The organism is Streptomyces umbrinus (genome assembly GCF_030817415.1).
GTDB classification, from domain to species: domain Bacteria; phylum Actinomycetota; class Actinomycetes; order Streptomycetales; family Streptomycetaceae; genus Streptomyces; species Streptomyces umbrinus_A.
Genome location: NZ_JAUSZI010000002.1, coordinates 1,832,676 through 1,846,010, shown reverse-complemented (window position 1 = coordinate 1,846,010; position 13,335 = coordinate 1,832,676). Strand labels below are relative to the sequence as shown.

General features: G+C 70.5%; 7 protein-coding genes and 1 pseudogene. 5 read left to right on the top strand and 3 right to left on the bottom strand.

From position 1 onward, the window contains the following. The first annotated feature begins 89 nt into the window (after positions 1–89). On the top strand, positions 90–2,480 hold the full coding sequence (locus QF035_RS08905) for an ATP-binding SpoIIE family protein phosphatase (protein WP_307519449.1): 2,391 nt from the start codon (positions 90–92) through the stop codon (positions 2,478–2,480). A gap of 72 nt (positions 2,481–2,552) precedes the next feature. Here QF035_RS08905 and QF035_RS08900 read toward each other — a convergent pair. After that, positions 2,553–3,587 (bottom strand): annotated as a pseudogene (locus tag QF035_RS08900) (RNA polymerase sigma factor); the annotation flags it as partial. Positions 3,588–3,867: 280 nt separating this feature from the next. On the opposite strand from QF035_RS08900, the gene QF035_RS08895 reads away from it, so the two are divergent. From QF035_RS08895 to QF035_RS08880, 4 genes are all read left to right on the top strand, one after another. After that, positions 3,868–4,743, top strand: coding sequence for an aminoglycoside phosphotransferase family protein (locus tag QF035_RS08895; protein WP_307519448.1), 876 nt, complete (start codon positions 3,868–3,870; stop codon positions 4,741–4,743). A 208-nt stretch (positions 4,744–4,951) separates the two neighbouring features. Then, a complete protein-coding gene (locus QF035_RS08890) occupies positions 4,952–6,550 on the top strand; it encodes a glycoside hydrolase family 43 protein (protein ID WP_307519446.1) in 1,599 nt (532 codons plus the stop codon). A gap of 259 nt (positions 6,551–6,809) precedes the next feature. After that, positions 6,810–8,564, top strand: a complete 1,755-nt coding sequence (locus QF035_RS08885; RefSeq protein WP_307519445.1) for an Ig domain-containing protein — start codon at positions 6,810–6,812, stop codon at positions 8,562–8,564. 383 nt (positions 8,565–8,947) lie between these two features. Then, the gene (locus QF035_RS08880) at positions 8,948–10,195 is read left to right on the top strand and encodes an alginate lyase family protein (protein ID WP_307519443.1); all 1,248 of its coding nucleotides are present in this window, start codon (positions 8,948–8,950) and stop codon (positions 10,193–10,195) included. 10 nt (positions 10,196–10,205) lie between these two features. On the opposite strand, the gene QF035_RS08875 is transcribed toward QF035_RS08880, so the two are convergent. Beyond that, entirely contained in the window at positions 10,206–11,276 is a 1,071-nt protein-coding gene (locus QF035_RS08875) for a LacI family DNA-binding transcriptional regulator (RefSeq protein WP_307519441.1), read from the bottom strand. Between the two features lie 151 nt (positions 11,277–11,427). Continuing rightward, positions 11,428–13,140 carry a helix-turn-helix domain-containing protein gene (locus QF035_RS08870; protein WP_373466619.1) on the bottom strand — a complete coding sequence of 571 codons (1,713 nt, stop codon included), beginning with the start codon at positions 13,138–13,140 and terminating at the stop codon, positions 11,428–11,430. Positions 13,141–13,335: the final 195 nt, after the last annotated feature.

The following is a 13,335-nucleotide window of genomic DNA, read 5'->3' as shown; positions in this document are numbered from 1 at the left end:
CCGATCGTGTAAGCACGAGACCACAGAGTGAGGGTCGAAACCGGTCACCTGGCTTGATACGGATGCCGAAGGGGACGATTCTTGTACACATGGTGACATTGCCGCGCGACGGAGGACCGGCGGCCACGGCCGGTGACGCCATGGCGGTGGTCGACGCGAGCGGCAATGTCACGGGCTGGAGCGAGGGCGCGCGGCTGCTGACGGGGTACACGGCCGAGGACGTGACCGGGCGCCCGGCGTCGGAGCTGGTGGCGGGGGAGCCCGCGGCGGCCCGGCGGGCTCTGCTGACACACGGCGACACTGTCGTGACCGTGCGCCACAAGGACGGGCGGCGGCTGGAGCTGGCGCTGCGAATGTGCCCGCTGCAGGGCGGGAAAGGGTGCCAGGGTCCCGGGTTCGTCGTCACCGCGACTCCGGACCCGGGCGAGCGGACCCTGGGCGAGCTGGCCTTCAAGCAGGCGTCGATGTCCATGTCGATCTTCGACACCGGGCAGCGCTACCTGCGGATGAACGACTTCGCGTGCCAGGTCATGGGACAGCCCGAGACGGCGTTCCGGCACCGGTACTTCCCCGACACCGTGGAGAACGCCGAGCACAGCCGCGGCTTCCTGCGCCATCTGGAGATCGTCGCCGAGACCGGGCAGCCGGTCCACTACGAGAGCTGGACCCGCGCGCCGTCCGGCCGTCGCATGCACGCCTGGAGCTTCGAGATGTGGCCGGTGCGGGACCGGACCGGAGAGCTGCTGGGCACCGCGCTGGCCGGGTTCGACAGCAGTGAGCAGTACTGGGCACGACAGCGGCTGGCCCTGCTGAACGAGGCCGCCGGCTCCATCGGCACCAAGCTCGACGTGATCCAGACCGCCCGTGAACTCGCCGAACTGGCCGTGCCCCGGCTCGCCGACTTCGCCGGCGTCGACCTGCTGGACTCGGTGCTCCAGGGCGAGGAACCCGAAACGGGGCCGGTGGAGGGCGGCGTGGAGCTGCGCAGGGTGGCCCACCACTCCGACACCCCCGGTGTGCCGGAGGCGGCCATCGACCTGGGTGCCGCCGACATCTACCCGGCCTTCTCCCCGCCCGCCCGCGCCCTGGCCACCGGCGAGCCGGTGCTCACCCGGAGCGGCGACAGCGGCCTCGACACCTGGTTCGCCGAGCACGACGCCCGCTCCGCCAAGCTGCGGGAGGGCGAGGACCACGAGCTGTCGCTGATGGCCGTCCCGCTGGTGGCACGCGGCACGACACTGGGCGTGGCCGTCTTCGTACGGATCCTCACCCCCGAGCATCCCGACGCCTTCGACCCGGACGATGTGTCGCTGGCCGAGGAACTGTCCAGCCGGGCGGCCGTCTGCGTCGACAACGCCCGCCGCTACAGCAAGGAGCGCACCACCGCGCTGGCCCTGCAGCGCAGCCTGCTGCCCCAGGTGATGGCGGTGCAGGCTGCCGTCGAGTTCGCCTCCCGCTACCTTCCGGCGCTGTCGCAGGCGGGAGTGGGCGGCGACTGGTTCGACGTGATCCCGCTGTCCGGGACCAGGGTGGCGCTGGTCGTCGGGGACGTCGTCGGACACGGCCTGCACGCCTCCGTCACCATGGGCCGGCTCCGTACGGCGGTCTGGACCCTCGCCGATGTCGACCTGCCGCCGGACGAGCTGCTCACACACCTGGACGACCTGGTCGGCCACCTCGCGGCCGACGAGAGCGCGATGATCGGCGAGATCGGCGCCACCTGCCTGTACGCGGTGTACGACCCGGTGTCCCGCCGCTGCACCGTCGCCTCCGCCGGCCACCCGCCGCCCGTCGTGCTGCTCCCGGACGGGACGGTGAAGGTCGTCGAGGTCGCCGCGGGACCGATGCTCGGCGTCGGCGGCCTGCCGTTCGAGGCCACCGAGCTGGACGTGCCCGAAGGTGCCGTACTCGCCCTCTACACCGACGGTCTCGTCGAGGCCCGCGATGTCGACGTGGACGTGGGCACCGCCGCCCTCTGCACCGCCCTGGCCGCCCCGGCCCGGAATCTGGAGGACACCTGCGACAACGTCCTCAAGGCCCTGCTCCCGCAGCGCCCGGCCGACGACGTGGCGCTGCTCCTGGCCCGTACCCGTGCCCTGGACGCCGACCAGGTGGCCGTCTGGGACCTGGAGTCCGATCCGGCGCTGGTCGCCACGGCCCGGCAGTACGCCACCGAGCAGCTGACCCGCTGGGGGCTCGACGAGGCCGCCTTCGTCACCGAACTCGTCGTGAGCGAACTGGTCACCAACGCCATCCGCTACGGCGGTACCCCGATCCAGCTCAGGCTCATCCGCGACCGTGCGCTCATCTGCGAGGTCTCCGACGCCAGCAGCACCTCGCCCCATCTGCGCCGGGCCCGCACCTTCGACGAGGGCGGCCGGGGCCTGCTGCTCGTCGCACAGCTCACCGACCGCTGGGGCAGCCGGCCGAGCGGCACCGGAAAGACCATCTGGGCCGAGCAGGCACTGCCGGTCCAGTGAGCACTCGGCCGGACTCAGGATTTCGCACGGACTCAGGAAGCGGGCCCGACTCAAGAAGTGGGGCGGCTCGGCTCAGTCGAGGCCCACGTAGTCGCGCAGGGCCTGTGAGCGCGACGGGTGGCGCAGCTTCGACATCGTCTTGGACTCGATCTGGCGGATGCGCTCGCGGGTGACGCCGTAGACCTGGCCGATCTCCTCCAGGGTCTTCGCCTGTCCGTCGAGAAGCCCGTACCGCAGGGTGATGATGCCGGCCTCGCGCGGGGTCATATGGGCGAGGATCTCCTGGATGGTGTCCTTGAGCAGGAGGAACGTCACCGCGTCGAAGGGGGAGATGCTTTCGCTGTCCTCGATCACGTCACCGAGTTCGCTGCCGCCGTCCTCGCCCAGCGGCAGGTGCAGCGAGACCGGGTCCTTGGTGTAGCTGTCGAGCTCGATGACCTTGGAGACGGGCAGCTCCATCCGCTCCGCCACCTGCCCCACCGTCGGCTCGACGCCCAGTTCCTGAAGCATCTCCCGGCGGAGCCTGGCCATTCTGTTGATGACCTCGACCGCGTGGACCGGAATGCGGATCGTGCGGCTCTGGTCGGCCAGGGCCCGTGTCAGCGCCTGCCTGATCCACCAGGTGGCGTAGGTCGAGAACTTGAAACCCTTGACGTAGTCGAACTTTTCAACGGCCCGAATCAGACCTGTGTTGCCCTCCTGGATCAGGTCCAGAAAAGTGAGACCCCGTCTCGTATAACGCTTTGCGATGGACACGACCAGGCGGAGGTTGGCCTCGATGAGGTGGGATTTCGCCCGGTGGCCGTCCTCGACGAGGATTTTCAGCTCGCGCCGGAACGCCGGATCGAGATCGGGTTCTTCTTCGAGCCTGTGCTCGGCGAACAGGCCGGCCTCGATCCGCTTGGCGAGGTCGACCTCCTGTGCGGCGCTGAGGAGGCGGACCCGGCCGATCACCTTCAGGTAGTCCCGGACCGGATCGACCGAGGCACCGTCGGAGCCGAGCCGGGGCTCGGGGGCGTCGGCGTCGTAGTCCGGAGACACCAGAAGAGTCTCCTGCCCTTGTTCTGGGGTATCCGTCTCCATTGCGGTCAACATCTCTTCCCGTGCCTCAGTTCTTGGTGCAAACTCAACAATGTCGAGCAAGACCTTCGGTCTTCAGGAATCCTGAATTCTCGTCGTCCACGGTGCTGATCGCTGGGCGTGGGAATCTTCATCAGGCTCGCCCCATTACGGTACACCCGCCGGAGCCCCGGTCAGCGGCCCCGCATTGCCTCGAATTGTGGGTGACATGAATCACGTCGTCCGCGCTGTTGATTTTCTCGACGGATTCTGAACGCCCAATATTCCGTGGCCCGCAGGGGCGGGGTCAGCCCATACTCCGACACCGATGAGTACACAGACTTCCGGGGAGATCCCCGAAAAGTTCGCCGCCCGGGACTTCCTGGACCGCTGGTCACTGACGCCGGACGGCCCGACGGCGCGCGGTATGGCCTCCGTCATCCTGCCGGTGACCCGCGCGGACGGCACGCCCGCGGTCCTGAAGTTCCAGGAACTCAGCGAGGACAACGCGGGCGCGACACTGGGACTGCGGGTGTGGAACGGTGCCGGCGCGGTGCGTCTGCTCGACCACGACCCGGACACCGGCACCATGCTGCTGGAGCGACTGGACGCGGCGCGGCCGCTGTCGTCGCTGGCCGACGACGCCGCCGCTCTGCGGATCCTCGCCGACCTGTTGGCGCGCCTGGTCGCGGTGCCCGCGCCGGACGGCCTGCGACGGCTCTCCGGCATCGCCGCCGCCATGCTCGACCAGGTGCCGCACGCGCTGCCCGCCCTCCGCGACCCCGCCGACCGGCGTCTGCTGCGCACCTGCGCGTCCGCCGTGGCCGAACTCGTCGGCGAGGCGGGGGACCGGCTGCTCCACTGGGACCTGCACTACGACAACGTCCTCGCCGGGCAGCGGGAACCCTGGCTCGCCATCGATCCCGAACCCCTCGCCGGAGACCCGGGGTTCGACCTGTGGCCCGCGCTGAACAGCCGCTGGGACGCGGTGACGGCGACCGGCGACGAGGCCCGCGCGGTGCTCCGCCGTTTCGACGTGCTGACCGGGACGGTCGGCCTGGACCGCCAGCGGGCGGGTGGCTGGACGCTGGGGCGCATCCTGCAGAACACCCTGTGGGACATCGAGGACGGCAAGACGGCGATCGATCCGCCTCAACTGGTCATCGCCTCGGTGGCGTTGGGGCGGTGGGTCGGGAGGGGGTAGGGGGTGGCTTCGGGGCGCCGGGTGCGTGCGGGTCGTCTCTGGCTGGTCGCGCAGTTCCCCGCGCCCCTGAAGGGGGGCGCCCCCGCGTTCCCAGCGAAAGTTTCGAATAGCGGTGCTCGTCCGACGGGAGCGTTGACCCTGCGGCAACCGGTTCCTACATTGAGCGCGCCTCAGCGAGGCGTGGCGGACTCCGTGTGAAGGGACCTGCATGACCGTGGGCCACATCAGCAACCCCGTGCTGCCCGGATTCCACCCGGATCCGAGCATCCTGCGCGTCGGCGCGGAGTACTTCCTCGCCACCTCCACCTTCGAATGGTTCCCGGGCGTACCCGTGCACCGCTCGACGGATCTCGTCCACTGGGAGCAGGCCGGCCACATCCTGGACCGGCCCGATCTGCTCGACCTCCGTGGAGTCGCCGACTCGGCGGGTGTGTGGGCGCCCTCGCTCTCGCACCACGAGGGGCGGTTCTGGCTCGTCCACAGCATCGTGCGGACGATCGGGCATCCGTTCAAGGACGTCGACAACTACCTGATCACGGCCCCGTCGATCGACGGCCCGTGGTCCGAGCCGGTGTTCCTCAACTCCTCCGGCTTCGACCCGTCGTTCTTCCACGACGAGGACGGCCGCAGCTGGCTGCTCAACATCCAGTGGGACCCGCGCGACGGCCGCCCGTCCTTCGCCGGGATCGTGCTTCAGGAGTACGACGCCGACAAGCGTGCCCTGATCGGACAGCCGCGCACGATCCTCACCCATGAGGAACTGATCGAGGGGCCCAACGTCTACCGGCGCGACGGCTGGTACTACCTGATGCTCGCCGAGGGCGGCACCGGCTGGAACCACGGCATCCTGATGGCCCGCTCGCGCGAACTGACCGGACCGTACGAACTCGACCCGGACGGCTCGCTGTTGACGACCCGCGACGCCCCGGACTGGCCGTTGCAGAAGGCCGGTCACGGCGAGCTGGTCGAGACGCCGGAGGGGGAGTGGTACCTCGCACACCTGGCCTCCAGACCCGTACGGACGCCGGACGGACCGCGCTGCGTCCTCGGCCGGGAGACCTGTCTGCAACGCGTTACCTGGACGGACGACGGCTGGCTGCGGCTGGCGGACGGAGGGCGGCGGCCGAGTCTGGAGGTCCCGGCGCCCACGGGGGTCGAGTCGGGCCCGGTCGGCCCTCCCATCGCCCGGGACGACTTCGACTCGCCCTCCCTGGGCGGGAGTTGGAGCACACTCCGCGTCCCCGCCACCCCCGACTGGCTGACTCTGCGCGAGCGTCCCGGACATCTGCGGCTGCGCGGCAGGCAGAGCCCGCACTCGCGGTTCGACCAGAGCCTGGTCGCGCGGCGGCTCACCTCGGTGCGCTGCGAGGTGACGACGGTCGTCGACTTCCGCCCCGCGCACTTCAGCCAACTCGCGGGCCTCATCTGCTGGTACGACACGTCGACGCACTTCTATCTCCGCCTCACCCATGTCGAGGGCCGGGGCCGCGTCCTGGGCGTGGTCCTCACCGACGACGGCGCGTACGGAGAGCTCCCCGCCGGCGAACTCGCCACGGACGACTGGCCGTTGGTCCATCTGCGGGCCCGCTTCGACGGCTCGGAACTCCGCTTCTCCGCGTCGCCCGACGGCACGGACTGGCATGCCGTCGGCCCCGTCCTGGACGCGAGCAAGCTCTCCGACGACTACGGGGACCGACTGCGGTTCACCGGCGCCTTCGTCGGCATCTGCGCGCAGGACCTGGGCGGGACCCGCACCCCGGCGGACTTCGACTGGTTCGAGATGCGGGAGCTCGACGGCAGGCAGTAGGGGTCCGGCGACCCCTCTCCGAACAACCGGTTGCGCGGCTGCCCCGACGGTCGGACCGCGTGTCATCACCTCACCGACACCGACGTTCGGCATGCCCCGGACCTCTGCTTCGGGGCCTCCTGGGCACCGGTTCTTTTCGAAAGTCGGCGCAGACCCTTGACGCGGTTTCCGGAGAGGAAGAAGCTCTGCGCACCCACCTATAGAAACCGGTTGTCGAACGTGCCGCCGCACACAACCCGAAGCAGGAGATGACCAGTTGATGCGCTCACCCGCCGTCGCTCCCCTCGGCCGAGGTCCCTTCCTCACCCGCTCGGCGGTCGGCACCACCGGAGCGGAGGACGGAGCCGAGGACGGACCGGAGGCCGCCGATCGGCTGGTGGTGCATCCCGTACCGACCGGGCTGCCGCTCAACACCAGCTTCTCCGTCAAGGCCCGCACACCCGGCGGCGGGTGGCGGACGGTGCCCGTTCTGCGTGCCAGGACGAGGACCGTCGACGAGACGACCGGCGCGGGCATCGTCAGGAACTCCTCGGTCGCCAACCTGGACTTCACCGGCACGGTCGAGGTCGAGGTCACCTCCGCCAAGGGCGCCATCGGCTCCGTACGAATCCGCCCCTTGTCGTACGCGGTCGAGCACGAGGTGAGTGGCGACACCGTCCGCTTCGGCCTCACCGAGCCGCGCAACCTCTCCGTCGAGATCGACGGCGACCGCTACGACAACCTCCACCTGCACGCCAACCCGATCGAGCAGCGGCGCCCCGATGCCGACGACCCGGACGTCCTCTACTTCGGCCCCGGTATCCACACCGTCCCGGACGACGTGCTGCGGGTGCCCAGCGGGAAGACGGTCTACCTGGCCGGCGGCGCGGTGCTCAAGGCACGGGTCGACTTCACCGACGTGGAGAACGCCCGGCTGATCGGCCGGGGCATCCTGTACGACGCGGACGGCGGCACCACGGTGGCGTTCTCCAGGAACATCGAGATCGACGGCATCCTCGTCCTCGACCCGAGGACCGGATACTCCTGCGCCATCGGCCAGTCCCAGCAGGTCACCGTCCGCAACCTGCACTCGTACAGCTGCGGGCAGTGGGGCGACGGGATCGACGTGTTCAGCAGTGAGGACGTCCTGATCGAAGGCGTCTTCATGCGCAACAGCGACGACTGTGTCGCCGTCTACGCCCACCGCTGGGACTACTACGGCGACTGCCGCAACATCACCGTCCGCGACTCCACCCTGTGGGCCGATGTCGCGCACCCGGTGAACATCGGCACGCACGGCAACCCGGAGCAGCCCGAGGTCATCGAGAACGTCGTCCTGAGCAACATCGACGTCCTCCAGCACCGCGAGCCGCAGGTGCTCTACCAGGGCTGCCTCGCCCTCAATCCCGGTGACTCCAACCTCCTCCGGAACGTCCGTGTCCAGGACGTCCGGGTCGAGGACTTCACCTGTGGCCAGCTGGTCAACCTGCGGGTGATGGCCAACCGGTACAACGCCTCGCCCGGCCGGGGCATCGAGGACGTGTACGTGCGGAACCTGACGTACGACGGCACCCACGCGGACACGGCGATCCTGGCAGGCTACGACGCCGACCGGTCCGTCAGGAACGTCACCTTCCAGAACCTGACGGTCAACGGCACGGTCGTCCACGACAGGATGGAGAAGCCGGGCTGGTTCCTGACCACCGACATGGTGCCGATGTTCGCCAACGAGCACGTGCGGAACCTCCGCTTCCTCGACGAGGAGACGGCCGCCTCCACGGCGGCCCCGGAGATCACCAGCGCGGACGAGGCGACGGCCACGAACAACCGCGCCTTCAACCACCTCGTCACCGCGACCGCTCTGCCGACGTCGTTCGACGCCGAGGGGCTGCCGAAGGGCCTGGCCATCGACAAGGGCACGGGACTGATCTCAGGGACCCCGGAGGCGCCCGGCACCAGCACGGTCACCGTCTCGGCCACGAACGCGGCGGGCACGGCGACCAAGCCGCTCAAGCTCACCGTCCGGAACGTGTGAGGGGAGTCACCGTGCTTCTCCCGAGCCGACGGACATTGCCCGGCAGCACAGGGCGCGAGAACGCTTTCCGTCCGAACCGAGCAGTACGGGCGGGCCGTACGTACTACTGCTCGGTCTCCGCCACCAACCCGCAGGAGGCAAGCGGCAGCAGCTCGGGGTGGGTGGCGGTGACCGTCGGCCTCCCCGCTGTGCCGCGACCGACGAGCACCGGGACTGCTTCCGGCGCGGCCCTTTCCTCTGATGACGGCGTCGCCCGGCCCCCTCGCCGAAGGAGAGATCCCCGACCCCTGCGACGCCCCCCACCTGAGCGGTCCCCGGCAGCGCGGGTGCGTTCCCGTGTGCCTCCGGGCCGCTGATCCTTCCCAGGATTGGAGATGCACAGAATGAGCCGCACATCCCCCCACCAGCACCTCCCCAGCACGGAGTTGAGCCGACGCGGTCTGCTGAGGACCGCCGGTGGCCTCACGGCCGCCCTCGCGGTCGGCGCCTCCGCCACGGCCCTCACCGGCAGTACCGCGGCGGCGGCCCCGGCGACCTTCACCCACCCGGGCATGCTGCACGCGTACGGCGAACTCAACCGGGCCAAGGTACGGGTCGCCGCGGGGAACGAGCCGTGGCTGTCCGGCTGGAACCGGCTGACCGCCAACTCCCACTCCGCCGGCACCTGGACAGCGCGTCCGCAGGCCACGATCATCCGCGGTGGCACCGGCGAGAACTACAGCCTCCTGTACAACGACATCCACGCCGCCTACCAGAACGCCCTGCGCTGGAAGATCGCCGGTACCACGGCCCACGGCGACAAGGCCCGCGACATCCTCAACGCCTGGTCGGCCACGCTCACCACGGTCACCGGCAACGCCGACCGCTTCCTGGCCGCCGGGATCTACGGCTACCAGTTCGCGAACGCCGCCGAACTCATGCGCGGCTACAGCGGATTCGACCTCGACCGGTTCAAGACGATGATGCTCAACGTCTTCTACCCCCTCAACAACCAGTTCCTGAACAGTCACAACGACGCCTGCATCACCAACTACTGGGCCAACTGGGATCTGTGCACCATGAACTCGATCCTGGCGATCGGCATCCTCTGCGACGACGCCGCCAAGTACGACGAGGCCGTGAACTACTTCAAGAACGGCGCGGGCAACGGCTCCATCAACCACGCCGTCCCGTTCGTGTACGACTCGGAAGGGCTCGCCCAGTGGCAGGAGAGCGGGCGGGACCAGGGCCACACCATGATGGGCATGGGCCAGATGGGCGCGTTCTGCGAGATGGCCTGGTCGCAGGGCGAGGACCTGTACGGCTACGGCGACAACCGGTTCATGAAGGCCGCCCAGTACGTCGCCAAGTACAACCTCGGACAGGACGTGCCCTTCACGAGGTACACGTGGGGTTCGGGTCAGAACTGCGCCCAGCAGGCGCACACCGTGATCTCCGCCAACAGCCGGGGGCAGATCAGGCCGGTGTGGGACATCCTCCACTACCACTACGCCCGCCGGCGCGGGCTGTCCGTCCCGTACATCACCGCCATGGCCGAGAGCGTGCGGCCCGAGGGCGGCGGAGGTGACTACGGTGCCGCCAGCGGAGGCTTCGACCAGCTCGGTTTCGGGACGCTGATGTACGCCAAGTAGGCGCCGCCGGTCACCGCCGAGTGTTGGGCGGGGGCGCCACCGAGGCCCGTACGACCACGTGCGTGCCCAGGAGGAGGTGTTCGTCGGGGGCGTCCGGGGTGCGGGTCAGGGCTGTGCGGACCGCGAGCCGGCCCAGGTCCTCGTAGGGGACATGGACGGTGGTCAGCGGCGGATTGAGGTCCCGGGCGAAGGGGATGTCGTCGTAGCCGACCAGCGACACGTCCTCCGGGACGGAGAGCCCCGCCTCGTGGAGCGCGGTCAGGGCTCCCGAGGCGACCATGTCGGTGGACGCCATGACCGCGGTGAAGTCGAGGCCCTGGGCGAGGGCCTGGCGGACGAGGCGGTGGCCCGAGTCGCGGGTGAAGTCGCCGAAGAGGCGGAGGGCCGGGTCCGCGGTGACGCCGCGGGCCCGGTGGGCCGCGAGGTAGCCCTGCTCGCGGCCCTGGGCCGTGGTGTTGGACGGTTTGCCGCCCAGGAAGAGGACGCGGCGGTGGCCCTGGGCGAGGAGATGGGCGCAGAGTGCGTACGCCCCGCTCTCGTTGTCGTATTCGATGACGGTCACCGGCGTGCCCGGGTCCAGGGGCGGGCGGCCGCAGAGGACCAGGCGGGAGCCCGCGGAGGCAAGTGAGTCCGCGATACGGGCCATGCGTTCGCGGTACTCGGCGGTGTCCGCGGTTCCGCCGACGAGGATCACCGCAGCGGCGCGCTGGGCGCGCATCATCTCGATGAACTCCAGCTGGCGTTCGGCGTCGCCGTCCGTGCTGCACACGAGGGACAGATGGCCGAGGCGGGTCGCCTCGCGTTCCACGCCGTGTGCCATGTGTGCGAAGGACGGGCCCGTGATGTCGTCCAGGACGAACGCGAGCGTGGGAGTGCCCGCCCCCGCGATGGCCTTGGCGCGGGCGTCCGCCACGTAGTCGAGGTCGCGGACCGCACGCATCACGCGGGTACGGGTCGAGGTGCTGACCGGGTAGTCGCCGCCGAGGACGCGCGACACCGTGGACGCGGAAACGCCGGCCCGTGCGGCCACGTCCCGGATGGTGCGTCGGCCCGCGACGTCGCTGGTGGTCTTCCTGGTCATGACCCGCCCCTCTGCTCCGCCCCGGAAGCGACTCGTCCGCCGTCCGGGTGCGCCCCACCCCTGGGAAGTGCGGCAACGCTCGTGGCAACCGGTTCCCGGGCCGGAGGCTAGCAGGGGGAGCGGCGGACGGGGAGGGGGCGGAATTCCCCTGTCACAGGGAGTAGCCCCGCAGCTTTCGGTACAGGGTCGCGCGGGCGATGCCCAGCGCCGCCGCGGCCCGTGCCTTGTTGCCGCCGTGACGGCGCAGCGACTCCAGGATGGCCGTGCGCTCGGCGAGTTCCATCGGACTCAGCTGCCGTGTCGCGGGGCCCTCCCGGACGGGGTCCGGGAGTTCGGTGCGACGCACCGGCCCCGCCACCTGTCGGTGCTCGGCCAACGCCCTGACGAGATGGGCGAGTTCCGTGATGTTCCCGGGCCACGGATGGTGTTCCAGGGCCCGCAGCGCGTCCAGAGTCCAGGTGAGAGGCGGCCGTCCCGGTACCGGCTTCGGTGCCAGTTCGGGGAGCAACTCCCTTATGTCGTCCGGGCGTTCGCGCAGCGCCGGGAGAGTCACCGAGCGGACGGCCAGGGTGTCGAGCAGCCGCTGGAGACAGGGGCCCGGGGGAGTGCCGGGTGTGAACGTGAGGAGCAGGGGCGCGTCCGGGCGTTCGTCGAGCAGGGAGTTGAGAGCGGCGACGTCGGCCTGGGCGAGGCGCTCGGCGTGGCGGAGGAGAAGCGCGCGGCTGCTCGCCAGTGCCGTTGCCCAGATGCCGGGTTCATCGACCGGGCCCTCCGCCGCGTCCACGACCAGCGGATCCAGATCCCCGCGCGCCCTCAGCAACTCCCTTGCCAGGGCGGTCTTTCCGGTGCCGCGCTCCCCGGTCAGGAGCAGGGGCTCCCGGGAACGGGCCAGTTCCGCGGCCATCGCCGTCGCGTGACGCCACGGCACCGAGCGCCCGGCGAGCGCGACGCGGGGCTGCCGCGTGTGCTGTCGCACGGCTTCGTCGGCGGGCGGCTCGACCACGGCGACCACACCGATGACCGCGCCCTCGTGGCGTACGGGAGTGACATGCGCCGTGCCCGTGCCGTCGGGGAGTTCGAGGTGTCCCGAGCCGTTCGCCGCCGCGGTCCGCTCCAGGACCGCCACCGCGCCCGGCGACAGCATTCCCGCTGCCGCGTCGCTCAGCAGCCGGTTCCTGCCGTCGAGCGCCACGACCGCCGCCCCCGGCCGGGCGGCGGCCCGCTGGAAGGCGTCGAGCAGCGCTCGTTCCGTCGTGCGGGACCGCGCCACCAGCTCCGCCTCGACGGCCGTCGCCGTGGCCTCGGCGAGGGCGGCGCCCGGGTGCGGCGTGCACCCGGTGCACAGGCCGGACGCGACGGTCACCGTGCCCAGGACCTGGCCGTTCTCCGGGGCCAGCACCGGCACGCTGACGGCGGACACGTCCTGCCACAGGTCGAGGAAGTGCTCGGGGCCGTGCACCTCGGCGCGACGCCGGGTGCGCAGGGCGAGGGCCGCGCTGTTGTGCCCGACCTCCTGCTCGGACAGGTCGTGGCACTTCTCGTCGCCGGGCCCGCTCCCGGCCGACCAGAGCACGCGCAGCCGCTCGTCGGTGAGGACGAGGGACGACTGCCCCGAGGCGAGGGCGGGGGCGAGCCGTTCGAGCACGGGGCGCGCGGCGGTCAGCAGGGCCGACTGCACGGGAGGCAGGGTCTCGGAGGGTTCCGTCAGGTCGTGGCGTACGCCGAAGAACCGGGCACGCCGCCAGGCGGCGACGATCTCGTCCGGTACTCCGTCGGGCAGCGGGCGTCCCGTCAGGAACCGCTCTCGCGCCTGGCGCAGCGGCGTGAGAGCGGGACGGGCGGGGGACTCTTCGGTGGTCGTCACGGCGCCTCCCACCGTACCGGGCATGGTTGAACAGGTAACAAAGGGGCGCACTCGTTGTGTTCCGCGCCCGCACCGGTCGGTGTTCCGCGCCCGCACCGGTGCCGCGCAAACCCGCACCGGTGTCTCGTAATGAGACACCCGCGCTCCCGCGCCCCGGACCATGATCATGAATGGTTGGTGCTGTTCTCATCCTCT

Coding starts and splice junctions, on each gene's coding strand:
- QF035_RS08890 (WP_307519446.1), top strand. CDS start 4,952: ATGACCGTGGGCCACATCAGCAACCCCGTGCTGCCCGGATTCCACCCG.
- QF035_RS08875 (WP_307519441.1), bottom strand. CDS start 11,276: ATGACCAGGAAGACCACCAGCGACGTCGCGGGCCGACGCACCATCCGG.
- QF035_RS08885 (WP_307519445.1), top strand. CDS start 6,810: ATGCGCTCACCCGCCGTCGCTCCCCTCGGCCGAGGTCCCTTCCTCACC.
- QF035_RS08905 (WP_307519449.1), top strand. CDS start 90: ATGGTGACATTGCCGCGCGACGGAGGACCGGCGGCCACGGCCGGTGAC.
- QF035_RS08895 (WP_307519448.1), top strand. CDS start 3,868: ATGAGTACACAGACTTCCGGGGAGATCCCCGAAAAGTTCGCCGCCCGG.
- QF035_RS08880 (WP_307519443.1), top strand. CDS start 8,948: ATGAGCCGCACATCCCCCCACCAGCACCTCCCCAGCACGGAGTTGAGC.